The organism is Streptomyces sp. NBC_01707 (assembly GCF_041438805.1).
In the GTDB taxonomy this organism is placed as follows: Bacteria; Actinomycetota; Actinomycetes; order Streptomycetales; family Streptomycetaceae; genus Streptomyces.
Genome location: NZ_CP109190.1, coordinates 8,515,567 through 8,538,276 on the forward strand (window position 1 = coordinate 8,515,567; position 22,710 = coordinate 8,538,276).

The following is a 22,710-nucleotide window of genomic DNA, read 5'->3' on the forward strand; positions in this document are numbered from 1 at the left end:
CACCATGTCCACAACAGCCGCGCCGTCCGGCGCACTTGTCCACGGACAGTCCGTCACACTTGACGCCATCGAGGCGCCGGTCGTCCGGCGTTCCGACGTGGTCGTGGTCGGCGGAGGCCCCGCCGGTGTGAGCGCCGCGGTCTCCGCCGCCCGCAGCGGGGCGAGCGTGACACTGCTGGAGCGCTACTCGGCGCTCGGCGGACTCGCCTCCGGCGGCATGGTCCTCGTCCTGGACGACATGATCAACGGCAACGAGATCACGGTCACCGGTATCGTCGACGAGTACGTCGAGCGGATGGCCAAGCTGGGACTCGCGGTCTACCCGCCGGCCGAGGAGCGCGTCTCCTCCCAGGAGATGTGGAACAAGTGGGGCCGCTGGGGGGCATTCGACTTCCACTCCCACACCAGCCCCAAGCCGATCTGCTACGCGGTCGCCTTCGACCCCGACGGCTGGAAGCGCGTGTCCAACGACCTCGTCCGCGAGAGCGGGGTCGACCTCCGGCTGCACAGCTGGTTCTCCCGGCCGATCGTCCAGGACGGGGCGGTCAAGGGTGTCGTCTGCGAGACCAAGTCCGGTCCGCAGGCGGTCATGGGCGATGTCGTCATCGACACCACGGGTGACATCGACGTGGCATCCCGCGCCGGCGCCACGTACGACAAGGACAACTACCTCGTCACCCTGGTCTTCCGGCTCGGCGGCGTGGACACCGCGGCCGCGGAGCGCTTCGAGCAGGAGAACCCGCGGGAGGCCCGCGCGATCAACCGCAAGATCAAGCGGCTGCTCGGCGGCGCCTGGGAGCTGTGGTGGCTCAAGACGCCCGTACCCGGTGTGGTGTGGTGCAACGCGCCGCACATGACCGGATTCGACGGCACCGATCCGGAGTCGCTCACCGAGGCCGAGTTCGAGGCGCGGAGCCGTATCGGCAACGTGCTCGACCACATCAGGTCGGACCTGCCGGGCTTCGAGGGTGCGTATCTGCTCGATGTCGCCGAGCAGATGGGTGTCCGCCAGACCCGTCTGCTGCAGGGCGAGTACGTCGTCACCAAGGACGACGTCACCTCCCGTCGCCACTTCGCCGACAGTGTCTCGCGCGGCCGTGACTACTACACGCCGTACCGCTCGCTTCTGCCGCGCGGCGTCGACCAGTTGCTGGTCGCCGGCCGTCACTACTCGGCCACTCCCGAGGCACAGCGCATCTCGCGCGAGATTCCGCCCTGCATGGCCATGGGCCAGGCCGCCGGTATCGCCGCGGCGACCGCGGTCGAGCAGGGCGTGCCGGTACGGGACGTCGACCCGGCCGTGATCCAGAGCCGGATGCGCGACCAGGGCGCCGACCCGGGCGACGTCCCCGCCGAGAACGCCACCGTCGACGCGACCATGGAGGTCCGCGCATGAGCACCGTACAGCCGCTGAGCGGCATCACCGTCGTCGACTTCACCCAGGTCTTCATGGGCCCGTCGTGCACGCAGCTGCTCGGCGACTACGGCGCCGATGTGATCAAGGTGGAGCGGCCCGGTACGGGCGACATCGCCCGTACCTCGATCCCGGACCCGGCGGGCCTGGACAACCCCATCTTCCTGTCGATCAACCGCAACAAGCGGAGCATCAGCATCGACACCCGTACCGAGGAGGGACTCGAGGCCGTCCAGGAACTGGTGCGCGGCGCCGACGTCGTGGTCAGCAACTTCCGGGCCGGTGTCATGGAGCGTCTCGGCCTCGGCTACGAGGCGCTTCGGGAGCTGAGCCCGCGGATCATCTGGGCATCCGGAACCGGCTTCGGCACCTCTGGGCCTTACGCGCACAAGGGCGGCCAGGACGCCATCGCCCAGGCGTACAGCGGTGTGATGTGGCGCCGGGTCGCGGACGACGACCCCGTGACGCTCTACCCGACCACGCTGTGCGACTACACCACCGGCATGCACCTTCTCCAGGGCATCCTGCTCGCCCTGCTCCATCGCGACCGGACGGGCGAGGGGCAGAAGGTCGAGGTGTCGATGTACGACTCCATGCTCCACATGCAGATGCAGGAGGCGTGCCAGCAGCTCAACCGCGGATCCGAGATCAACTGGGCCGCCATGCCGCTCACCGCCGTGCTTCCCACCAGCGACGGTGCACTGATCATGGTCGGCGGCTTCAAGGCCGACCCGCTGCACCACATCAGCCGCGCCCTGGAGCTCGACGAGGACCTGGGCGAACGCGCCGAGTTCGACACCCTCGAGAAGCAGTTCGCCCACAGGCCCGAGCTGCAGCGCATCTTCGCGGAGGCCGTCGCAGGCAGGTCCACCGGCTACTGGGTCAAGCGCCTGGAGGAGGAGGACATCCTCTGCGCCCCGGTGCGCAGTCTGGAGCAGACGCTGGACGACGAACAGACGGCGGTCAACAACATGATCGTCGAGATGGACCACCCCGTCGCGGGCCGTATCCGCGCGCTCAACGCGCCGATCCACCTGTCCGAGGGCGCGGCCACCGTTCGCCGGGTGCCGCCCCGACTGGGCGAGCACGGCGAGGAGATCCTCGGCGAACTCGGCTACGACATGCAGCAGATAGCCGTGCTGCGCGAGAAGGGCATCCTGCGATGAGTGACCCGTACACCGACGAGGTGCGTTACGAGCGCGACGGGCACGTCGCCCGGGTCACCATCAGCCGTCCCAAGGTGCTCAACGCCGTCGACGCGAAGACGCTGGCCCGGCTGAACGAGATCTGGGCCGAGATCGAGGCCGACCGGGAGGTCCGCGTCGTCGTGGTCACCGGCGACGGAGACCGGGCGTTCTGCGTGGGCGCCGACATGTCCGCCGACGCGGTCGACAAGACCGGCCTGCAGTACTGGGCCGATCTCGACCCCAACGGCTTCGGCGGCCTGAGCCTTCGTACCAGCCTCGACGTCCCCGTCATCGCCCGGGTCAACGGCTACGCGCTCGGCGGCGGCATGGAGATGGTGCTCGGCTGCGACATCGTCGTGGCCGCCGATAACGCCAGGTTCGGCCTCACCGAACCGCGCGTCGGCCGGATCCCGCTCGACGGCGGCGTCTTCCGGCTCGTCCGTAGGCTGCAGCACACTCAGGCCATGGGACTGCTGCTCACCGGCCGCAAGGTGCCCGCGGCCGAACTTCACCGCATGGGACTGGTCAACGAGGTCGTACCGGCCGAGGAGCTGGACCACGCCGTCGACCGCTGGGTCGCCGACATCCTCGCCTGTGCCCCCACCTCGCTGCGCGCCATCAAGCAGATGGTGCAGCGCACCGAGCACCTGTCGGCGCGGGAGGCCCACGCGATGCGGCTGCCGGCCCTCACCGAGGCGCTGGACAGCGAGGACGGCAAGGAGGGCGTGCTCGCCTTCCAGGAGAAGCGCGCGCCCGTCTGGCCGGGCCGGTAAAGGAGAGCAACTCATGGTCGACAATTTGTCATCCGGCGTGTGGGGAGTGGTCGCCACACCGTTCCTCGGCCCGTCCCTGGAGGTCGACGAGACCAGCCTGTCCCGGCTGGTGAAGCACTACGAGGGCATCGGCGCCACCGGTCTCACCGTGCTCGGCGTCTTCGGCGAGGCCGCCCGGCTGTCCGCCGACGAACGCCGCACGGTGCTCGAAGTGGTCGCCTCGTCCGTGGAACTGCCGCTCGTCGTCGGTGTCACCGGACTCGCCACGGCACCGGTGATCGAGGAGGCCCGGCTGGTACGCGAGGTGGTCGGTGACCGCCTCGCCGGGCTCATGGTCCAGGTCAACTCCCCGGACCCGCGCGTCGTCGCCGCGCACCTGAACGCCGTGCACGAGGCCACGGGCGCCGGCATCGTCGTCCAGGACTATCCGGAGGCCAGCAAAGTCGCCGTCCGTACGGCCGACCTGGTCAGCGCCGTGCAGGCAGTCCCCTCGGCGGTCGGCGTGAAGGCCGAGGCACCGCCGACCCCGGCGGCCGTCGCGGTCCTGACCGCCCAGCTCGACGTGCCCGTCTTCGGCGGCCTCGGCGGGCTCGGTCTGCTGGACGAGCTGGCGGCCGGGGCCGCCGGCGCGATGACCGGTTTCTCCTGCCCGGAGGGCCTGGTCGCCTGCGTCGACGCCTGGCGCGGCGGCGGTTACGACGCCGCCCGCGAGGCGTACCTGCCGTATCTGCCGCTGGTCAACTTCGAGGCCCAGGCGGGAATCGGACTGGCTGTCCGCAAGGAGGCGATCCGGCGTCGCGGGCTGGTCATGGAGGCCGGCGTGCGCCCGCCGGCCGCTGCCATGCCGGAGTCGCTCGTCCCGCAACTGGAGCGGCACCTGGGGCCGGCCCTGGCCGCTCTGCGGAAGGGGGTGCGGTGATGGATCTCGGAATACGTGGACGTACCGCTGTCGTCGCCGCCTCCACCGGTGGCCTCGGCCGCGCGGTGGCCGAGGCGCTCGCGGCCGAGGGGGCCGCCGTCGTCGTCGCCGGACGGCGCGGTGACCTGGCCGAGAAGATCGCCGCCGGGCTGCCCGAGGCCGTGGGTGTCCAGGCCGATCTCACGGCACCGGACGGGCCGCGTCAACTGATCGAGGCCGCACGCGCGGCGTACGGCGACCCGGACATCCTGGTGCTCAACGGCCCGGGCCCGAAGCCCGGCCGCGCCGTCGACCTCGACGGCGCGGGCACGGACCTCGGATCGGCCGTGGACTCGCTCCTGCTGGCCCAGCAACGTCTGGTGGCACAGGTGCTGCCCGGCATGCGGGAGCGTGCCTGGGGGCGGATCCTCGCCGTGGGCTCCAGCGGTGTCGCCGAGCCGCTGGCCGGCCTGGTGCTGTCCAACGCAGGCCGGGCCGCCCTCGCGGCCTACCTCAAGACCCTCGCCGCCGAGGTCGCCCGCGACGGAGTCACCGTCAACCTGCTGCTGCCGGGTCGGATCGCCACCGACCGGGTCGCGCAGCTCGACGCCGCGCGCGCCGAGCGGGAGCAGCGACCGGTCGCCGATGTCGCGGCCGACTCCCGGGCCGCGATCCCCGCCGGGCGGTACGGCACCCCGGAGGAGTTCGCGGCGGCGGCGGCCTTCCTCTGCAGTGCGCCCGCCTCGTACGTCACCGGAACGGCGCTCCGGTGCGACGGCGGCCTCGTCCGCAGCCTGTGACCGGCCGGAATCCACCCGATGAAGGACCACAATTCATGAGCACTCTGCATCGGATCAGCAACCTGATCGGTGGCAAGGACTTCCCCGGCGACGGTTACGAGCGTCGCAATCCCGCGGACCCGTCCGACCTGGTTTCCGTCTCGCCGGCCTCCGGCGCGGATGCAGTGGACGCCGCGGTCACGGCGGCCTGCGACGCCCAGCCGGGCTGGGCGTCGCTGCCCCCGCCCGCGCGCGGCGCCATCCTGATGGACGCGGCGGAGATTCTGCGCGGCCGTCACGAGGAGATCGCCCGCGACCTGGTGCGGGAGGAAGGCAAGACGCTGGCCGAGGCCCGGGGCGAAGTGCGCCGGGCGATCGATGTGTTCCGCTTCTTCGGTTCCGAGGGCTGGCGGCTCGGCGGCACGACGCTGCCCAGCTCGCAGCCCGACACCCTGGTGCACACCCGACGCGAGGCGCTGGGCGTGGTCGGACTGATCACCCCGTGGAACTTCCCGATCGCCATCCCGGCCTGGAAGATGGCGCCGGCACTGATCGCGGGCAACGCGGTGGTCCTCAAGCCCGCCGAACTCACCCCGGTGTCGACCCGTCACCTCGCCGATGCGCTGGTGCAGGCGGGTCTGCCGGCCGGCGTGCTGAATGTGGTGCACGGCGCCGGACCGGTCGTCGGTGAAGCGCTGGTGACCGACCCCCGGGTGTCGGCGGTGTCGTTCACCGGGTCCACGTCGGTGGGCATGCACATCGAGCGCACCGTCCACGAGCGCCGCGGCCGGGTGCAGGTCGAGATGGGTGGCAAGAACGCCTTGGTGGTGCTCGACGACGCGGACGTCGAGCAGGCCGCACAGATCGCCGCGGCCGGCGGCTTCGCCCTCACCGGACAGGCCTGCACCGCGTCCTCCCGGGTCATCTGTACCCCGGGCGTGTACGAGGCCTTCGTCGCGGCGCTCACCAAGCAGGCGGAACGCTACCGTCCGGGCAACGGTCTGGACGGTGGCACGCTGATGGGCCCGGTGGTCAGCGAGCAACAGCTCGCCGGTGTCAGCGCGGCGATCGAGCGGGCGCGGGACGAGGGCGTGACCGTCGCAGCCGGCGGCGACGCCCCCCAGGGCCTGATGCTGGCACCCACCGTGCTCACCGGTGCCGGCCGGGACAGCGCCGTCGCGCGTGACGAGATCTTCGGGCCCGTGGTGGCCGTGCTCGTCGCCGAGGATCTCGACGACGCGATCGAGCTGGTCAACGACTCCCGGTACGGGCTGGCCGCAGGTGTGTGCACCCGGAGCCTCGCCGACGCGCAGCGGTTCGCCGCGCGCGTCCGGGCCGGCGTGATCAAGGTCAACCGCCCGACGACCGGACTCGACCTGAACGTGCCCTTCGGGGGAGTGAAGGATTCGTCCAGCAACACCTTCCGGGAGCAGGGAGCCGTGGCCACCGAGTTCTACTCCTGGTCCAAGTCCGTCTACATGGGCTGGGACGCCTGAGCCACCGACCAGCCGCACGATCCCGCAAACCGCTGCGGTTGCGTTGTCGGCCGGAGCACCGAGGCCGTGGTGGCCTCGGTGCCGACCCGGTGCGTGGGCTACTCCCGGTCGCCCGCGCCGGCCTTGCGGCGGCGGACCGCCAGCCCGCCGACGACGCCGAGCACTGCCACAGCACCGACACCGGCGGCCACGGTCCCGGTGGACATGGAGGACTCGGCGCTCCTTGCGGCCGGTGCGGCCTTGGCGTAGTTCCAGAAGGCCAGCTGGGTGGGCATCACGCCTGTCGCGTCCGCCTTGCCGGAGACAAGCCCCTTCACGGTGTCCGTACGGGCCGCGTACAGGCCGTTGTCGTAGTACAGGATCATGTCCTGGTTGTGCCGGTACAGGATGTCCTGCATCCGACCGACGATCCGAGCGCGCTCGGCCGGGTCGAAGGCCTTGATCTGCTCCTGGAAGAGTTTGTCGTACTCCTTGTCGCAGTGGAACGCGTCCGTGGAGCCGCTGGTGCCGTCGTCCTGCGGGCGTGTGTCACAGGTCTGGATGCCGAGCATGTAGCTCGGGTCGGGGCCGGTGCCCCAGCTGTCCATCAACATGTCCCAGTCGCCCTTGGCCAGGTTGTCGTTCAGCTTGGTCATGCCGAACGGCTGGATGGTGACCTCGATGCCGATGTCCTTGAGCCAGCCCTTGACGTAGGACGAGATCTGCGCGTCGCCCGTGCTGTCGGAGTGGATACCCAGGCGCAGATCCAGTTTCTTGCCGGACTTCGGGGCCGTGCGTATGCCGTCCTTGCCCTTCTTGTAACCGGCCTCGTCGAGCAGTGCGTTGGCCTTGGCCGGGTCGAAGTCCGTCGCCTCACCGGGCTCGGGGGTCCACGCCCACTGACTCCAGGCCGGCGGCAGGTAGCCCACACCGGGCGCGCCCAGGTTGTTGAGGACCTTCTTGACCAGCGTCTTCTTGTCCGTCGCGTAGGCGATGGCGGTGCGCACGGCCTGGTCGGCGAGCACGGGGTTCGCCGTACCGATCGCCTTCTCGTTACGGGTCTTCGCCCCGGCGTTGATCTCGATGGCGCTCCAGTGGTGACCGGGCGTCTGGAAGGCCTTGACGTTCTTCTCGCTCTGCAGGGCCTTGAACTGGGTGGAGTTCATCGAGGTGACGTAGTCGAGCTGCCCGCTGCGCAGTGCGGCCACCGCGGCGTCGGTGGTCTTGTACTGCTGCTCGAGCAGGTGGTCGAACTTGGGGGCGCCGAGGAAGAAGTCCTTGTTGGCGTCGAGCTTGGCGTACTGCTCGGTCTTGTAGGTGACGAGCTTCCAGGGGCCGTAACCGACCAGCGGGAAGCTGTTGTTCTTGAAGCTCTTCAGGTCACCGGTGTGCTTCTCCCAGATGTGCTTGGGCACGATCGGGATGCTGCTGGGGGTGGAGACGTACAGCATGTTCGACTGCGGATCCTTGGTGGTGATCACCAGGGTGTTCGCATCGGTGGCCTCGACCTTGGCGAAGTTCCGGACCAGCGAGCCGTTGGCGGTGGCTGCGGTCTCGTTCGTCATGATCAGGTTCAGCGTCCAGGCGGCGTCCTCGGCCGTGATCGGCTGGCCGTCGGACCACTTCAGACCCTTGTGGATCTTGAAGGTCCAGCTGAGCTTGTCGGCGGAGGTGGTCCAGGAGTCGGCGAGGTAGGGCGCCGCGCTGCCGTCCGGGCGGAGCGAGTTGAGCGACGGGTAGACCTGGCCGAAGATGTCCAGGGCGCCGTCGAAGTACGCAAGGAAGGGATTGAGGGTGTCCACTCCGGAGGTGTCCATGGTGACCCGGAGGGTGGTGCCGGCGCCGTCGGCTCGGGCGGCGGGCACGGGAAGGGCGAGGATCGGCAGGGCGAGAGCGGCGAGGGCGGCGGCGGCTCTGCGCGGGATGCGCACGTTCACAGGGGGCAACTCCCTTGGGCGGGGACGGGAATGCAGCGGAGGCGCATTGGCTGGTGTGCATCTTCGTAAGTGATGTGCGTCAAAGTCCATAGCGACGGCAAGAATTTACAAAGATCGACTGGCGAGAGCGGCGGCCGGCCCCGTCGTGCGGAGCCGGCCGCCTTGAGCCGGGTCGAGCCGAGCGTCAGCTGGAGAGGTGGTAGTAGCCGAGCAGGTCGCTGTGCGAAGCGATGGTGTCGTCGCGCACGTACGAGGCCGTCTGCGGGGCGTTGACCATCATCGCCACCCCGTTCACGGTGCCGGTGTAGACCCCGACATGGTGCACGGTCGCCGCCGAGCCGCCGAAGAACACCAGGTCACCGGGGATCGCGGTGGCGGCGGTGACCTTGATGAAGCGCGGGTTGACCACCTGGTCCTTGGTGGTCTGGCCTATGTCGCCGGCCCCCGCCCGCCAGTACAGCCAGCGGGCGAACCCCGAGCAGTCCAGGCCCACCTCCTTGTCGGCCGGGCACGGTGTGATCGAGCCGCCGTAGTCGTCGCAGATGCCGATCGACGGGCCGAAGTCCGTCTCGTGGCCGCCGCCCCAGACGTACTGGATGTTCTGGCCGGTGGCCTGCTCGCCGAAGTCGACGACCGCCGCGTAGCGGCCCGAGCCGAGGTCCGCCGGCTGCTGGGGCGCCGGGTCGCCGTACAGCTTCGCCTTGGTGGCGGGGTTCACCACACCGGTGGCCGGCAGCCCCACCGAGGACTGGTAGGTGCGTACCGCATTGGTGGTGCCGGTGCCGAGGACATGGTCCACGGTCAGCGAGGCGCCATGGGCGTTGAGCTTGTTCTGCAGCTCGGTGACGCAGCCGTCGTTCTCGTCGGGCTCCAGGTCCACCGGGCAGCGCAGGGTGCGCAGGTCGATGGCGACCGCGGGGTCCTCGTAGTACAGCGCGGACTTGGTGGCCGGGCCCACCAGACCGTCCGAGGTGAGGCCCTTGGAGGTCTGGTACGCCTGGACCGCCGCGGTGGTCGCCGGGCCGAAGTCGCCGTCCACCGTCAGCGAGGCGCCGCCGAGGTCGAGCAGCGTCTGCAGCTCGGTCACACAGCCGCTGAACTGGCCCTGTTTGACGGTGCTCGGGCAGTCGGAGGAGAGCAGATTGGTCCGTGCGGGAATGGTCGCGGCCGCCGCGGGCATCGCGGTGCTCAGTGCGAGCAGTCCCGCTGCCGCCGCGACCGCGAGACCGCGGCCGGCCCGGCGGAGATTTCCGTATGCAGGCATGGTTCTCCCAGGAGTCTGAATCGCCATGGATCGGGGGTCACTTGCCGGCTTGCAGGGCGGACCAGGACAGATTGCCGACGATCCCGTCCGAGGTCAGGCCCTGGGCGGTCTGGTAGGCCTTGACCGCGGTGGTGGTCGCCGGGCCGAAGTCGCCGTCGATGGTGAGCGTCTGACCGCGGGCCGCGATCAGCGCACGCTGCAGGCGCTTGACGTCGGTTCCGGTGGAGCCTGACTGGAGGGTCGGCCTGGTGCCCGCGGACAGCAGGGCGGTCCAGGTGTGGGAGTCGACGGTGCCGGTGACCGGCAGCGACTTGGCGCTCTGGAAGGACTGGACGGCGCTCGTGGTGCCCGAGCCGAAGGCTCCGTCCACGGCGCCGGTGAAGTACCCCTGGCGTGTCAGCAGGCATTGGGCGGCGCTGACCAGGCCGCCGGAGGAGCCCGCGGAAATCGATCCGTACGCCGAGAAGTCGAGGCTGGCCGTGCAGGAACCGGCGAACGGTCCCACTCCGACGTCCAGGTAGTCGCGGTCGATGTTGATGGTCACGCCGCCCCAGGTCTCGTCGGTGTCCCCGCTGAGCTGGTGGATGCGCTGGTGATCGGCCCAGTACTCGTCGGGAACGTAGGGCGTGGCGTCGTTGTCGGCCTTGCCGTTCCAGCGGGCGAACCAGATGTGGTCCGGCATCGTGTAGGTGCCGGTGGTGTACTCCCCGGCCAGGTCGGCCATGGAGGTGGCGGAGGTGTAGACGCCGGAGAGGTAACCGCTGGCGTGCAGTTCCTCGGTCCAGGCGCTGAGGAAGGTCATCACCGCGTTGCTGCATGCCGTGTTGGTCTGGTCGTACGCCTCCATGTCGTCGTAGAGCACGCTGCCCTGCGGCAGCCCGAGCGCGGCAGCGGCGGCGACGGCTTCCTGCGCCTCGCTGTGACCCTGGCTCGCGGCGGTGGCGAGGGTGGACGACACCTTGTGGCTGAAGGAGTTGCACGGCGCCTGGAGTCCCACATGGATGGGGATGATGTGCCAGCCCGCCGAGGTCTGCGTCTGGATCCACGGCGCGGTCAGGTTCGGCTGGTCGCAGGCGGCGCTGATGCCGCTGATGTACACCCCGATGGCCCGGAACGGCGACGCGGACCAGGCGGACATCTGGGCGTTGGACGGTGCGGCGCAGGGGTCGAAGCCGAGACCCGTGTACGTGCCGGGCTGGGCGGCGACGGCGGACGCGGACATGGCCTCGGCCCGGCCCGCCGGGGCTGCGGACAGGTTCACCGCCTCGGCGTCGGCGTCGAGATCGGCGCTGTCGAGGATGGTCTGCGCGGCCGCTTCGTCCGTGCCCACCGAGGCGGTGACCAGCACTCCGGCTGCCGGCACCGCCTGGCGTATCCGCCCGGACGGCGCACCACCGGTCCGCGGGGACGCGGCCCTGGCGGCGCCCTCGGGCGCGATGCGGGTGGAGCCGTCCACCGCCTTCCGGCCGGCGGCGTCCAGTGGTTCGATCACCAGCGCTTCGGTACGGCCGACCAGGCCGGGCGGGCAGGTGGCCTGACCGGCATCGGTGGCGTGGCCGAGGTAGACCGCGTGGCGGTCGAAGCGCACACAGGTGTCTGGGTGCGCGGCCAGGTCGATGACCGGCCAACTACTGGGCACACGTACGTGATAGCCCCGGTAGGACACATCCTTGGCGCCGTCGGCGGCGCCGGCCGGCACCGCGGCGCCGGCCAGGGCGGCGGTGCTCAGTGCGGCCAGGGCGGTGACCACGGTGGTCGCGGCGCGCAGGCGCGCTCGTGGTGGTCTGGGCAGTCTCATGGCACTCCAGGTCGGCTTCTGGGATGGACAGGACATGCGCCTTTCACCCGAACCACGGGGCCGGCTCGCATCGTCGTGCGGCGCCGCCGTGAGCAGGGCAGGCGAAACGTAGCGCGGCATTGAGTTGCGTTGCACTACCTATTGCCGAAAATTTCTTACCAAGCTCGTGAAGCCGTTCCGGTCACCAACCGCGTTGATCGGCAAGGAGGTTCGAGGGCAACCTCAGGAACACAGCTCCCGTATGCGACGGTTTCGGGCGTCCCGGCGCTGAGAATGACGGACGGCGCAGCGATGTTGCGACGTCCATGGCCTTCTTGGTCGAAGTGACGGTGCGCGGCTCCGGACCCGATACGCAGGGACACCTGCACCAGGCCGTCCATCCGCGGTACGCCGAGCACGCCCGGTGGGAGCTGCTGCGAGTCGCCGGCCTGCCGCAGGAGAAACTGCCGGCCGGTGGCGTGGGCCGGTCGCGCTCGAAGCGGCGTGAAGTTCCCACCCGAACTGGGCGGCGAGCGAGGGCGCGGGACCTGTCGGTTCGTGTACGGCAGCGGGAAGACCTTCGAGGTGATGCAGAAGATCATCAAGGAGGACGGCGCGGTCGCGGCGTCGGTCACGGGCGTTGCGGGCATGCTCGACCTGGCCGCCCGCAGGCTCACCGCCGATCCGGCCGGCCGCCCCGCCTCTCTCGCCGGAAACCCGGACCCGCGCAGCGGCTGACCGCAGGCGGACCGGCCGTGCGCGACGGTGGGCGCCCCGCCTCATGTATGACGTCGGCGCAGTGCCCGCTCTCGTTCAGGCGGAAGGATCTGGTCTGCCGGTCCCGTGCCCGTGGTGCGATGCACGGCGAAGTACGATGAGTCTCGTACCATGGAGCTTCCGGACGAAGCGACGACAGGAGCCGACGTGACCGCGACCAGCGCCACTGCCGCGAGTGGCACCGCCGCCCCGGGCACCGGTGCCCGCGTGCTGGCCCACCCGGCACGTGAGGAGATCCGCATCGAGGCGGTGCTCCATGCGCTCTCCGACCCGATGCGGCTGCGCGTGGTCCGCGAGCTGGCGGCCGCGGAGAGCGAGCTCACCTGCTCCCGTATCCAACTGCCGGTGTCCAAGTCCACGACCACGCACCACTTCCGGGTGCTGCGCGAGAGCGGCATCATCAGTCAGACCTACCGGGGCACCGCCAAGATGAACGGGCTGCGCCGCGACGACCTGGACGCACTCTTCCCTGGACTCCTCGACACCGTTCTCGCCGCCGTGACCCGGCAGGGGGACCGGCTCGGCGAAGGCTGACAGCGCGTTCGGTGCCGCCACCGCGCCGAGGGTCCGTCCGCGGTCCTTGATTCAGCGCCGGCCGCTGTGTGCGGCCTCCAGCAGTCCATCCCAGTCCGGGATCTTCACCGGCCCACGGCCGAGCGACCGCCCCAGTGCCGCTTCCGCCCGCTCGATCGACTGCCAGCCCTCCCACTCCACGGGCCGCAGCCCCCACGCCCGCATCGCGGCCACCGGATCGGGGGCCGTCGGACGCCCCTCGAGCAGTGGTGCGTCGTCCAGCAGCGACGCGACCGTCTCCTTCGCGCACGACCGGTTCGAGCCGATCACTCCGGTCGGCCCCCGCTTGATCCACCCCGCGACGTACTCGCCGGGCGACGGAACCCCGTCGCGCAGCACCCGCCCCGCCAGATGAGGCACGGTGCCGCGGGCCGGATCGAACGGCAGACCGGGCAGCGGCAGCCCGCGGTAACCGACGGCCCGCAGCACGAGCTGGGCGTCGATCTCCTCGTAGGTCCCGGTGTCCTTTATGCCTCCGCCGCCGTCCGGTGCGGTACGCGCGAACCGCACCCCGGCGACCCGCCCGTCCCGTTCGAGGAGCTCGACCGGGCGCAGGAAGAACCGCAGGTGGATCGTGCGCACCGGGTCGGGCCCGGCGGCAGGGACGTCGGCTTCCGCCCACCCACGCAGTACCTCGATATTGCGCCGCGCCACCGCCGGCAGCGGCACCGGCGAATCCGCCGGCGCCCCGGCGGAGGCGTACGCCGGATCGAGGGCCAGCTCAGCCGTGTCCACCACGACCCGCGCCCCCGGCAACCCGCCCAGCTCGCGCAGCTCCTTGGTGGTGAACCTGGCCTGGGACGGTCCGCGCCTGCCCGCCATGTGCACCTCGCGCACCCGGCTGCCGGCCAGCGCACCGAGCGTCGGGTGCGGGACATCGGTGGGCCGTAGATCCTCGGCGCTGCGGGCGAGGATCCGCGCGACGTCGACCGCCACATTGCCGACCCCGATCACCACGACCGAACGGGCCCGCAGAGCGAAGTTGTCCGCGGCCGAATCGGGGTGCGCGCTGTACCAGGAGACGAACTCGGTCGCCGAGTGGCTACCGGGCAGATCCTCGCCGGGAACGCCGAGACCGCGGTCGGTCGCCGCCCCGACGCAGTAGACCACCGCGTGGTAGAGCTCGCTCAGCCGATCGGGTGGCAGTCCGTCCCCGCCCACCTGGACATTGCCGAGAAAGGTGATCCGCTCGTGCTCCAGGACGGTCCGCAGGCTGTTCTGCAGCGACTTGATCTTCTCGTGGTCGGGGGCGACGCCGTAACGCACGAGGCCGTACGGGCAGGGCAGCCTGTCCAGCACGTCCACCCGGACGTCGGGCATCCGGGACTGCTGGACCAGACACTGCGCGGTGTAGACCCCGCTGGGTCCGGAGCCGACGACGGCGACACGGAGCACGGTGCACCTCTTCCCGGAGCGTGCCTCCAGCATCGCACCGGGAGGCGGAGCAGGGGAGAGACGCGGCCGCTCGGCGCGTCAGGTGGACAGTGCGCGCATCCGGTCGATCTCGACCGTCTGCTGAGCGACGACGTCGCCCGCCATCTCCTCGACCAGGACGTTGTTCCCCTCCGAGAGGGCCTCGGTCGCCATCGTGATCGCTCCCTGGTGGTGGGTGATCATGAGCTTCAGGAAGAGTTCGTCGAAGGCCTTGCCCTCGGCCGCGCGCAACTGCTTCAGCTGCGCCTGCGTCGCCATGCCGGGCATCCCGGCATGGTCGTGGCCACCCGCGCGCTTCTCGCCGCCATTGTGTTTGAGCCACCCTTCCATGGCACCGATCTCCGGCTTCTGGGCGGCGGAGATGCGCTCGGCGAGCCGCTTGACCGGGGTGGACGAGGAACGGGACGGCACCAGCGCCGTCAACTCCAGGGCCTGGGCATGGTGCTGGATCATCAGCTGCACGTAGCGGAAGTCGGCCGAGTTGGGAGTGTCGTCGACGGTGGCCTTCGCCGCATCCTCGGCGGACAGCGTCTGCGCGGGCTCGCCCGGCTTGCCCGGTGCCACGACCGAAGGGCCCCCGCCGGCCCGTGCGTTCGCGTCGTGATCCCCGCTGCCCGCATCGCACGCGCCGAGACAGAGCACGGCGGCCGCGACAGCGGCCACGACCAGGGATCTGCGCACGTGCGCAACCTGACGGTATATCAACAAGGCTGCCTCCAGCGATATATGGGGTGGTTGCCAATCGTTCGACGCACTTGCGCGATCTCAAGTGGCGGGAACTTTCATTACGTTCCTGTTGCCATCTGTTGGGATACCCATGGGAAGGACGATACTGCCGGGGTCAGTCAACCGTTCAACCACGCATTGGTACAGGGGAGGACGCAGTGACTTCGTTGCACACCACCCGAGTGCGGCGCAGACGTCTGGGTGTGGCGGCAGCCGCCGCCGGGCTCTTCGCCACTCTGCTGATGGCCGGACCAGCGGCCGCGACACCCGACCCCGGTGATCACCCAGCCACCGGTACCGGTCTCTCCGCGAGCCAGGAGGCTGTGGCCGCGGCCGCCATCCAGGACGGCGAGATACCCGGCGTGGACGAGATCGTCCACAGCGACAACATCACCCCGCTGGCGAACATCCCGAAGGACGCGCTCAAGGGCCTCAACACGGACCTGGCGTTCCAGGGGAAGTACGCCTTCGCCGGGAACTACGACGGCTTCCGGATTTTCGACATCAGCAACCCGAGGTCCCCGAAGACCGTCGCCCAGGTCCTCTGCCCCGGATCGCAGAACGACGTCTCGGTCTCCGGGAACCTGCTGTTCCTGTCCACCGACTCCTCGCGCAGCGACAACTCGTGCGCCAGCACCACCCAGCCCGCCACGGAGAAGTCCTCCTGGGAGGGCATGAAGATCTTCGACATCAGCGACAAGCGCAACCCGAAGTACGTCGCCGCCGTCGAGACCGCGTGCGGCTCGCACACCCACACGCTGGTTCCGGAGCGCAGCAGCGTGTACGTGTACGTGTCCTCGTACTCGCCGAACGAGACGTTCCCCGACTGTCAGCCGCCGCACGACGGGATCACCGTCATCAAGGTGCCGCGCAAGTCGCCCCAGACGGCCGCGATCGTGAACTTCCCGGTGCTCTTCCCGGACGGCGGTAACCCGGGCGCGCCCACCAACCCGGGAGTCTCCAAGACGACCGGCTGCCACGACATCACCGTGCTGCCTTCGAAGGACCTGGCCGCCGGCGCCTGCATGGGCGACGGCCTGCTGTTCTCCATCAAGGATCCGGAGAACCCGAAGATCATCGACCGGGTCCAGGACAATGTGAACTTCGCGTTCTGGCACTCGGCGACGTTCAACCAGAAGGCGGACAAGGTCGTCTTCACCGACGAGCTCGGCGGCGGTGGCGCCGCCACCTGCAACGAGGAGATCGGGCCGAAGCGCGGCGCCGACGGCATCTACGACATCGTCGGCCGGGGAGACCACCGCAAGCTGGTCTTCCGCAGCTACTTCAAGATCGACCGTCCGCAGGCCGCCACCGAGGTCTGTGTCGCCCACAACGGTTCGATCATCCCGGTCAAGGGCCGCGACCTGATGGTCCAGGCCTGGTACCAGGGCGGAGTCTCGGTATGGGACTTCACCAACTCCTCGGCGCCGAAGGAGATCGCGTACTTCGAGCGCGGCCCCGTCAGTCTGGACGCCGTCACCACGGCCGGCCCCTGGTCGGCGTACTACTACAACGGCTACATCTATTCCAACGACATCGCCAAGGGCTTCGACGTCCTGAAGCTCGACGATCGGCGGACCGACCCCGCGAAGCGGGTGCGGATGCCGGAGCTCAACGTGCAGACGCAGCCGGACTACTTCGACCACTGACCCGGCCGCGCAGTCACTACTGAACCGCATGCTCACGCCGTGTGCCGCCGGGCGGATCCCCGCCCGGCGGCACACGGCCGTCAATCGCGGTGCGACGCCTCGTTGACCGGCGTCCGGCGCAGGCGCATGCTGTACCTCTGCGTTGACCGGTTCATGTCGTCCGTCATCAGCGCGGCCCCGACCGGTGTCCGACGGACCCGGTCGACCGGCGCGGCTGCCTGATTCCGGCGACGCAGGGGATCGCCGGAATCGGCTGTTCCTCACGCGGCTTCGTACCGGTGGGCCCGCCCGCCCCGCCACTCGACCCACTCCGGACTGTCGAGGATGTGCTCGGGGTCCTCGAGCCCCGCACCCTCCAGGAAGACGATCACATCGTGATCGGAGTGGGCCAGCCCCAGGATCTGGACCCGCCCGTCTCGTTGCACGGTGACGCGGCGCCCGCCGGAGGGGGATGGGCGGAAAATCACGATCGGGGGAGAAGTCATGCCCCCAGGGTGCGACGCGTCGAGGGCGGCTGCACAGCGAATGGCCCAGCCGGTCCGGTCGTCAGGCGGCGGACCTCGCACTCCCGCCGGTCACCGCGGCCCACTCCACCAGCAGCCGCTGGTACTCCTGCTCGTCGTCCGGTGAGAGACATCCGCCGGAGCGCTGCCACAGGTCACGAATCTCTTCATTCACCACTGCGGCGGAACGCATGGAATTGGAGGAGCGCGGAGAACGGGACATGCTTACAGGCTAAGGCCCCGATGTGACAATCCGACCCATTGGGCGTCAGGGACATCTCTCACATGTCTCCTTGCCCGGATCATGGAACCAATCCGAGCGCCCGCAGTCCGTCCGGCCGTTGCTCCACAGGCAGATGGTCCACGAAGCGCACCTCGCACCCGAGTGCCGCCGCTCCACCGTCCGCGTGTCGGCTGTCGCCGACCATCACCACATCCGTGGGGTCCTGTCCGACAAGCGTGCAGGCGATGTGAAAAAGCTGTGGGTCCGGCTTCTGGATGCCGTGCTCGTACGACAGGACGTAGGCGTCGACGAGGGCGTCCAGACCGTGGGCGCGGAAGACCGGCCGCAGGTCCCAGCCGATGTTGCTGACCACGCCGATCCGGGCCCCGCTCGTGCGCAGCGCCCCCAGCACCTCGGCCGCATCCGGGTACGGGCGCCACGCCGCCGGTGACTTGTGCCGGTCGTACAGCGCGTCGTACAGCCCCGGATCCGGCAGGCCGATCTGGCGGGCCAGCCCGGTGTACGCCGCCCGGTGCCGTTCCGCGCTCTTGTCGCGGGTGGCCCACACCTCGGCCAACTGTTCGGGTACGCGCTCGGGGTCCGGGCCGCCCGGCAGCGCCCCGGCAGTCGTCAGCCCCTCCACATACCGGTCGAAGTCCTCATCGGTCACGGTCGTCTCCCGCTCGGCGAGGACCGCGCCCAGCCAGGACCGGACCGATTCGACGCGGAAGAGGGTCCCGGAGAAGTCGAAGAGCGCACCCTTGAACACCATGGGTCCGATCCTTGCCGCTTCAGGGACGACGCGGCAAGGCCGCCCCGTCTGCGCCGCCCCGCCCACGCTCCTCGTACCGTGCGAACCCCGCGATCGAGAACGCGACCACCGCCGCCCCGAGCAGCCAGCCGCCGAGCACATCGGTCAGCCAGTGAACCCCCAGGTAGAGCCGGGTGAGCCCCACTCCGGCCACCGAGACCCACGCCACCGTGAGCGCCGCCCACCACACCCGTCGCCCCGCGCCGTGCCGGCGCAGCAGCCACAGCAGCAGGCCGCACGTCACCACGGCGGTCATGGCGTGTCCGGACGGGAACGCCGCGTAATGGGCGGAGTCCACCGGGTCCGGCCACCGAGGCCGCTCCCTGCCCACGGCGGCCTTCAGCCCTTGCTGCAGCAGGGTGGCGAGCAGGCTCGTCGCCGCCACCCATCCCGCGAGCATCCGGGCGCCGCGCAACCACAGCCCCACCACGGCGACGGCGGTCAGGGCACGCATCGTCCAGGGATCCCAGACCCAGTCCGTCAGGATCCGGTTGGCGTGGACGAGTCCGGGCTCGGTCACCGCCCGCCGGTGCAGTGAGTCGGCGACCGTACGGTCCAGCGACATCAACGGGGACCAGCCCACGGTGACCAGCATCAACAGCACCAGGGCGAGGGATCCGCAGACGATGCCCGTGCCGAGAGGGGGCGCGGTGGCGGGCGCGCGGTCCGGCGGGGAAAGGGGTGGTGAGGGGGAGTGCATGGGGGAGATCTTCGCGGACGGACCGCCGCACCGGCTATCCCAGTGCGCTGAGTCCCGGCACGAAGGCCACCAGCAGCGGCACCACCGGCACCAGGGCGGCTGCCGCGGTCAGCCGCAGCCGGCGTCCGGCGGTGAGTCGCTCCACCGGGGACAGCAGCCGGTTCACCCGCAGCGGCAGTTGCGCGTCCGGCGTCGGGCACGGGCCGAACACACCCCGGTCCTCGTTCAGTTCGACCAGGGCCAGAGCGATAGTCAGCCGTCCGAAGCGCCGCGAAGCCACGTCGTCGGCGGCCAGTTCGACGAGCCGGTGCATCTCGTCGCGGAACGCGGCGAACACCGGAACCTGCGGAAAGCCCGTCGCCAGCGCCGCCGAACAGTGCAGCAGCCAGTCGTGCCGTGCCTGGGCGTGCCCCTGCTCATGAGCCAGCACCGCATCCAGTTGGCGGCCCTTCAGTCGGCCAAGTGCGGCGGTGGTGATGACCAGTTGGGGTGCGGTCCCCGGCAGCCACCAGGCATCCGGGCGTTCGCCCTCCAGCACCACGAGCGGGCCGCTGCCGGCCTCCTCGCCGGGCATCAACGGGGAACGGACCAGCAGTTCGGCCCGGCGCCTCCTGCGGCGCAGCCGTGCCCGGCGGACCTCCCGGGTCAGCATCGCACCGCTCCAGACGCCGCCGAGCGCCAGCAGCACGGCGATGACGGCGGACCACGGCCCGTACGCGGCCAGCGCGTACGCCTCCACCACGGCATGGGGAGCAGGCGCGAACACCTGCCCGCGTACGGCCTGCCAGGCGGCGGCCGCGCTGAAGGTCATGGAGAGCCCGAAGGACAGCAGCACCCCAGCCACCACGCACTGCCACACCCACAGCGCCACGACGGGCTCGCGCTCCGGCCATTCGGCCCGCGCCATCAGCCGCGGGGTCACGACGGCGGCCAGTGCACCGAGCAGCAGCAGCGCAAGCGAGACCAACATGGCGTCAGCCTATGAGCGGCGCACTACCCACGGGTATGGCTGCGCTCGGCAAGTGACGTACGCCACGGATTGCCGTGCCTTCTGTCTCATAACGTGAGCAGCATCGCGAACATGGCGATCCCCATCGTCAGCCGGCAGGCCAGCGCAAGCTCGGGCCGTGCGCCCCATGCGCCCCCGGTCGGTCCGCCGGCCACGCCCACCGTGGCGGCGACGGGTATCAGCCGCGCCCCGGACCGCAGCACATAGGCCGCGTAGTAGACCAGCAGCACCCCGGTCAGCAGCGGCAGCCCCCCGGCGACCTGTGCCATCTCATGCCCACCGTGACCGGCTCGACCCCCGTGTGCCGACGCGCCACTGCCGGGCGCCGCCATCACCACCGCCATGTAGACCATCGCCAGCGAGCCGACCAGATGGTGCAGATGGTGACCCTTGTGCCGGGCGAACCACAGGGCGCGCAACGCGGCCCCGCCGAACAGCACCACGTACACCGCCCATCCCCACACGGGCGGCGTGACGACCGCGGCGGGCACCGCCATCGCCGCCATCCCGAAGCCCATCAGGGCCTCCGCGCGCGCCGTTCTGCGCTCCTCCCGCGTCCCGTTGCCCATCCGCAGCAGGCAGTACGCACCCGTCACCCCGCACAACGCCATCAGCAGCCAACTGGACATCGCCGGTCCGTGCACAGTGCACCTCCCCAGGACGTACGACGTCGGTGTCGACTAGTCGATGCCCCGGCCGGGCAGGTCGTACGCGGCGCACTGAGGTACGAGGGGAGCGCGTGGCGGGAACCGGCCGGAGGGAAACACCACTTCCGCGCCGTCGAGGGATCAGGGCCGGAAGCGCAACGGGTGGTCCGCCGGCACCTCGACGACCGCGATCCGGACGCCGTCGGGATCGGAGATCCACATCTCCACGAGCCCCCACGGCTCGCGCACCGGTGGCCGCTCCACGTCGACGCCACGGGCCGACAGCTCCTCGTAGGCCGCCTGGACGTCCGCGACCTGGACCCACAGCCGCAGCGCGGGCGAGGGCGGCGCTGCGGAGCGCCCGGAGACCTCCAGGAAGCCACCGCCGAGAAAGTAGACCGTGCCCCGCTCGGGACCGGTGCCGAACTCCCGGTACACCGGGAGTCCGAGGGACTCTCCGTAGAACACCCGTGACCGCTCGGGATCCGTCGGGCTCAACAGGACCCTGCTGCTCAGCACATGCACCATGGGCCAGACCCTAGGCACAGAGCTCCGGGTTACGCTGCTGCGGCACGGCCCAGCAGAGAAACGGAGAGCCTCACCATGGACACCGCCCCGCCCCGTGACTCGGGACAGCTGACCTTCCGCGACGCGACCGACGCCGATGTGCCCGCACTCGTGACGCTGATCGAGTCGGCGTACCGAGGGGACTCCAGCCGGGCCGGATGGACCACCGAGGCGGACATCCTGGACGGACAGCGGACCGACCCCGACGGGGTCCGTCAGGTCGTCGAAGCTCCCGGCAGCCGGTTGCTCGTGGTGGAACGGGATGGGGAACCGATCGCGTGCTGCCAGCTGGAACACCGTGGTGAGGCCGCCTACTTCGGGATGTTCGCGGTCCGTCCCGAGCTGCAGGGCGGCGGACTCGGCAAGATCATCATCGCCGAGGCCGAGCGCACCGTCCGGGAGAGCTGGGGCGCGACCGAGATGCACATGACCGTCATCTCGGTGCGCGAGGAGCTGATCGCCTGGTACGAACGCCGCGGCTATCGCCGTACGGGAAAGCTGACCCCGTTCCCGTACGGCGACGAACGCTTCGGCATCCCGCAGCGTGACGATCTCGCCTTCGAACTGCTGATCAAGGATCTGAACGTCTAGCGGTACCCGGTACGAGCGGTCGCACGCAGCACACAAGGGTGAGCAGCAGCACCGCGTACTGCGCCTACGCCGTGAAACGGCCGGCGCGGCGGATCTCCGGGAAGTCGGTGGTCGCGCCGTCCAGCCCCAGGCCGCGAGCCAGCCGCAGGTGATCCTGGGTGTTCACCACCCAGCCGATGACCTTCAGGCCTTCGGCGTGCGCCTGCTCGACGACCTCCAGGGTGAGGCGGCGGATGTTCAGCACGAGCGTCGCCGCGCCCACCGCTTTGGCCCGGTCCACCACGTCGCTCTTCCAGCGGCTGGCGACGAGCGCGGTCCGCACCCCCGGCACGAGTTGGGCGATCTCGGCGACCGCCTCGTCGTGGAACGACAGCACCTCGACCCGGTCGACGAGATCGCGCCGCCGCATCACTTCGGCCAGCGCCCTGGCGGCCGCCACGTCCTTGATCTCCGCCTGCACGGGGGAGCGTACGGCGTCGAGCACCTCCTCGAAGACGGGCACCCGCTCGCCCTGCCCGGCATCGAGTTCACGGAGCTCGGCGAGGGTCTTGTCGGCGATCAGGCCCGTGCCGTCGGTCGTACGGTCCACTTCGGCGTCGTGCATGACGGCGAGCGCGCCGTCCTTGCTGAGGTGAAGGTCCAGCTCGATGGCGTCCATCCCGGCCCGTTCGGCGTGGACGAACGACCGCAGAGTGTTCTCCGGCTCGACACCCATCACCCCGCGATGACCGATGGTGAGAAAAGTCAAGGCAATCTCGCTTCCGTCGACGGCGGCTCCCCGCGTGCTGCTCCTACCCACGCGGCAGTACGGCACTACAGCCTTGCGGCATTTCGGCACTCGGCAGCCTAGCGACCCGGCGCGAGGAGGTGGGTGGCCCCGCGCGGGGGAGTGGCGCCGTGACCCTGGATCTCGGCGGCGCCGAGCAGGAACCCCGTGATGACTGCTGCGACCAGGACGGCACGGATGCTCACGCGGAAGGTCTCCCGTCGGGTGGG

Annotated in this window: 23 protein-coding genes and 1 pseudogene; 10 read left to right on the forward strand and 14 right to left on the reverse strand. The window is 70.2% G+C overall.

Going from position 1 to position 22,710, the window contains the following annotated elements; genetic code table 11:
* Positions 1–4 precede the first annotated feature (4 nt).
* From OG963_RS38095 to OG963_RS38120, 6 genes are read left to right on the forward strand one after another with little or no spacing between them, the layout of a single operon-like run.
* Positions 5–1,396 carry an FAD-dependent oxidoreductase gene (locus OG963_RS38095; protein WP_371799917.1) on the forward strand — a complete coding sequence of 464 codons (1,392 nt, stop codon included), beginning with the start codon at positions 5–7 and terminating at the stop codon, positions 1,394–1,396.
* On the forward strand, positions 1,393–2,580 hold the full coding sequence (locus tag OG963_RS38100) for a CaiB/BaiF CoA transferase family protein (RefSeq protein ID WP_371799918.1): 1,188 nt from the start codon (positions 1,393–1,395) through the stop codon (positions 2,578–2,580). The genes OG963_RS38095 and OG963_RS38100 overlap by 4 nt, the downstream gene beginning before the upstream one ends.
* Positions 2,577–3,374 (forward strand): enoyl-CoA hydratase-related protein, encoded by a 798-nt coding sequence (locus OG963_RS38105; RefSeq protein WP_093778760.1) that lies wholly within the window; start codon positions 2,577–2,579, stop codon positions 3,372–3,374. Before OG963_RS38100 ends, OG963_RS38105 begins: the two co-directional genes overlap by 4 nt.
* 13 nt (positions 3,375–3,387) lie before the next feature.
* Positions 3,388–4,293: a dihydrodipicolinate synthase family protein gene (locus OG963_RS38110; protein WP_093929784.1), complete on the forward strand. Its 906-nt coding sequence runs from the start codon at positions 3,388–3,390 to the stop codon at positions 4,291–4,293.
* Positions 4,293–5,072 carry an SDR family oxidoreductase gene (locus OG963_RS38115; protein WP_030925442.1) on the forward strand — a complete coding sequence of 260 codons (780 nt, stop codon included), beginning with the start codon at positions 4,293–4,295 and terminating at the stop codon, positions 5,070–5,072. Before OG963_RS38110 ends, OG963_RS38115 begins: the two co-directional genes overlap by 1 nt.
* Before the next feature lie 35 nt (positions 5,073–5,107).
* Positions 5,108–6,547, forward strand: coding sequence for an aldehyde dehydrogenase family protein (locus OG963_RS38120; RefSeq protein WP_093778766.1), 1,440 nt, complete (start codon positions 5,108–5,110; stop codon positions 6,545–6,547).
* 98 nt (positions 6,548–6,645) lie between these two features.
* Here OG963_RS38120 and OG963_RS38125 read toward each other — a convergent pair whose 3' ends face one another.
* The 3 genes from OG963_RS38125 to OG963_RS38135 all read right to left on the reverse strand — a co-directional run bounded on the left by OG963_RS38125 (position 6,646) and on the right by OG963_RS38135 (position 11,525).
* Positions 6,646–8,463 (reverse strand): peptide ABC transporter substrate-binding protein, encoded by a 1,818-nt coding sequence (locus tag OG963_RS38125; RefSeq protein WP_256328263.1) that lies wholly within the window; start codon positions 8,461–8,463, stop codon positions 6,646–6,648.
* Positions 8,464–8,647: 184 nt separating this feature from the next.
* Positions 8,648–9,727, reverse strand: a complete 1,080-nt coding sequence (locus OG963_RS38130; protein WP_319740110.1) for a peptidoglycan-binding protein — start codon at positions 9,725–9,727, stop codon at positions 8,648–8,650.
* A gap of 37 nt (positions 9,728–9,764) precedes the next feature.
* Positions 9,765–11,525, reverse strand: a complete 1,761-nt coding sequence (locus tag OG963_RS38135; protein ID WP_093778772.1) for a glycoside hydrolase domain-containing protein — start codon at positions 11,523–11,525, stop codon at positions 9,765–9,767.
* 305 nt (positions 11,526–11,830) lie between these two features.
* Here OG963_RS38135 and OG963_RS38140 point away from each other — a divergent pair.
* Together OG963_RS38140 and OG963_RS38145 are read left to right on the forward strand one after the other, a co-directional pair.
* Positions 11,831–12,242, forward strand: a pseudogene (locus OG963_RS38140) (acyl-CoA thioesterase).
* A 186-nt stretch (positions 12,243–12,428) separates the two neighbouring features.
* Positions 12,429–12,815: a helix-turn-helix transcriptional regulator gene (locus OG963_RS38145; protein ID WP_256328264.1), complete on the forward strand. Its 387-nt coding sequence runs from the start codon at positions 12,429–12,431 to the stop codon at positions 12,813–12,815.
* A 51-nt stretch (positions 12,816–12,866) separates the two neighbouring features.
* Here the strand turns inward: OG963_RS38145 and OG963_RS38150 are convergent, their stop codons facing one another.
* Complete coding sequence (locus tag OG963_RS38150) at positions 12,867–14,249, reverse strand: FAD-dependent oxidoreductase (protein ID WP_093778776.1); 1,383 nt, start codon at positions 14,247–14,249, stop codon at positions 12,867–12,869.
* 78 nt (positions 14,250–14,327) lie between these two features.
* A complete protein-coding gene (locus tag OG963_RS38155) occupies positions 14,328–15,014 on the reverse strand; it encodes a DUF305 domain-containing protein (RefSeq protein ID WP_176902381.1) in 687 nt (228 codons plus the stop codon).
* 158 nt (positions 15,015–15,172) lie between these two features.
* On the opposite strand from OG963_RS38155, the gene OG963_RS38160 reads away from it, so the two are divergent.
* Positions 15,173–16,663: an LVIVD repeat-containing protein gene (locus OG963_RS38160; protein ID WP_030925423.1), complete on the forward strand. Its 1,491-nt coding sequence runs from the start codon at positions 15,173–15,175 to the stop codon at positions 16,661–16,663.
* A gap of 260 nt (positions 16,664–16,923) precedes the next feature.
* Here the strand turns inward: OG963_RS38160 and OG963_RS38165 are convergent, their stop codons facing one another.
* From OG963_RS38165 to OG963_RS38195, 7 genes are all read right to left on the reverse strand, one after another.
* Positions 16,924–17,148, reverse strand: a complete 225-nt coding sequence (locus OG963_RS38165; RefSeq protein WP_030925420.1) for a hypothetical protein — start codon at positions 17,146–17,148, stop codon at positions 16,924–16,926.
* Positions 17,149–17,209: 61 nt separating this feature from the next.
* Complete coding sequence (locus OG963_RS38170) at positions 17,210–17,389, reverse strand: hypothetical protein (RefSeq protein WP_030925418.1); 180 nt, start codon at positions 17,387–17,389, stop codon at positions 17,210–17,212.
* A gap of 79 nt (positions 17,390–17,468) precedes the next feature.
* Complete coding sequence (locus tag OG963_RS38175; RefSeq protein WP_030925416.1) at positions 17,469–18,161, reverse strand: HAD family hydrolase; 693 nt, start codon at positions 18,159–18,161, stop codon at positions 17,469–17,471.
* Positions 18,162–18,180: 19 nt separating this feature from the next.
* Positions 18,181–18,900: a phosphatase PAP2 family protein gene (locus tag OG963_RS38180; protein ID WP_093778780.1), complete on the reverse strand. Its 720-nt coding sequence runs from the start codon at positions 18,898–18,900 to the stop codon at positions 18,181–18,183.
* Between the two features lie 34 nt (positions 18,901–18,934).
* Positions 18,935–19,870, reverse strand: a complete 936-nt coding sequence (locus OG963_RS38185; RefSeq protein ID WP_093778782.1) for a M56 family metallopeptidase — start codon at positions 19,868–19,870, stop codon at positions 18,935–18,937.
* A gap of 86 nt (positions 19,871–19,956) precedes the next feature.
* A complete protein-coding gene (locus OG963_RS38190; RefSeq protein ID WP_093929788.1) occupies positions 19,957–20,553 on the reverse strand; it encodes a DUF5134 domain-containing protein in 597 nt (198 codons plus the stop codon).
* Between the two features lie 144 nt (positions 20,554–20,697).
* Positions 20,698–21,084 (reverse strand): VOC family protein, encoded by a 387-nt coding sequence (locus OG963_RS38195; RefSeq protein WP_030925406.1) that lies wholly within the window; start codon positions 21,082–21,084, stop codon positions 20,698–20,700.
* A 75-nt stretch (positions 21,085–21,159) separates the two neighbouring features.
* Between OG963_RS38195 and OG963_RS38200 the strand changes: the two genes are divergently transcribed.
* Positions 21,160–21,714, forward strand: coding sequence for a GNAT family N-acetyltransferase (locus OG963_RS38200; RefSeq protein ID WP_093778786.1), 555 nt, complete (start codon positions 21,160–21,162; stop codon positions 21,712–21,714).
* A gap of 64 nt (positions 21,715–21,778) precedes the next feature.
* On the opposite strand, the gene OG963_RS38205 is transcribed toward OG963_RS38200, so the two are convergent.
* Positions 21,779–22,462 carry a glycerophosphodiester phosphodiesterase family protein gene (locus tag OG963_RS38205; protein ID WP_093929789.1) on the reverse strand — a complete coding sequence of 228 codons (684 nt, stop codon included), beginning with the start codon at positions 22,460–22,462 and terminating at the stop codon, positions 21,779–21,781.
* A 98-nt stretch (positions 22,463–22,560) separates the two neighbouring features.
* Entirely contained in the window at positions 22,561–22,686 is a 126-nt protein-coding gene (locus OG963_RS38210) for a hypothetical protein (RefSeq protein WP_256223535.1), read from the reverse strand.
* Between the last annotated feature and the right edge of the window lie 24 nt (positions 22,687–22,710).

Bases quoted from the DNA above. Each gene is read 5' to 3' on its own strand.
- OG963_RS38180 (WP_093778780.1), bottom strand. From the start codon at position 18,900: ATGCACTCCCCCTCACCACCCCTTTCCCCGCCGGACCGCGCGCCCGCC.
- OG963_RS38200 (WP_093778786.1), top strand. From the start codon at position 21,160: ATGGACACCGCCCCGCCCCGTGACTCGGGACAGCTGACCTTCCGCGAC.
- OG963_RS38120 (WP_093778766.1), top strand. From the start codon at position 5,108: ATGAGCACTCTGCATCGGATCAGCAACCTGATCGGTGGCAAGGACTTC.
- OG963_RS38100 (WP_371799918.1), top strand. From the start codon at position 1,393: ATGAGCACCGTACAGCCGCTGAGCGGCATCACCGTCGTCGACTTCACC.
- OG963_RS38185 (WP_093778782.1), bottom strand. From the start codon at position 19,870: ATGTTGGTCTCGCTTGCGCTGCTGCTGCTCGGTGCACTGGCCGCCGTC.
- OG963_RS38130 (WP_319740110.1), bottom strand. From the start codon at position 9,727: ATGCCTGCATACGGAAATCTCCGCCGGGCCGGCCGCGGTCTCGCGGTC.
- OG963_RS38110 (WP_093929784.1), top strand. From the start codon at position 3,388: ATGGTCGACAATTTGTCATCCGGCGTGTGGGGAGTGGTCGCCACACCG.
- OG963_RS38095 (WP_371799917.1), top strand. From the start codon at position 5: ATGTCCACAACAGCCGCGCCGTCCGGCGCACTTGTCCACGGACAGTCC.
- OG963_RS38195 (WP_030925406.1), bottom strand. From the start codon at position 21,084: ATGGTGCATGTGCTGAGCAGCAGGGTCCTGTTGAGCCCGACGGATCCC.
- OG963_RS38115 (WP_030925442.1), top strand. From the start codon at position 4,293: ATGGATCTCGGAATACGTGGACGTACCGCTGTCGTCGCCGCCTCCACC.
- OG963_RS38105 (WP_093778760.1), top strand. From the start codon at position 2,577: ATGAGTGACCCGTACACCGACGAGGTGCGTTACGAGCGCGACGGGCAC.
- OG963_RS38170 (WP_030925418.1), bottom strand. From the start codon at position 17,389: ATGTCCCGTTCTCCGCGCTCCTCCAATTCCATGCGTTCCGCCGCAGTG.
- OG963_RS38175 (WP_030925416.1), bottom strand. From the start codon at position 18,161: ATGGTGTTCAAGGGTGCGCTCTTCGACTTCTCCGGGACCCTCTTCCGC.
- OG963_RS38135 (WP_093778772.1), bottom strand. From the start codon at position 11,525: ATGAGACTGCCCAGACCACCACGAGCGCGCCTGCGCGCCGCGACCACC.
- OG963_RS38165 (WP_030925420.1), bottom strand. From the start codon at position 17,148: ATGACTTCTCCCCCGATCGTGATTTTCCGCCCATCCCCCTCCGGCGGG.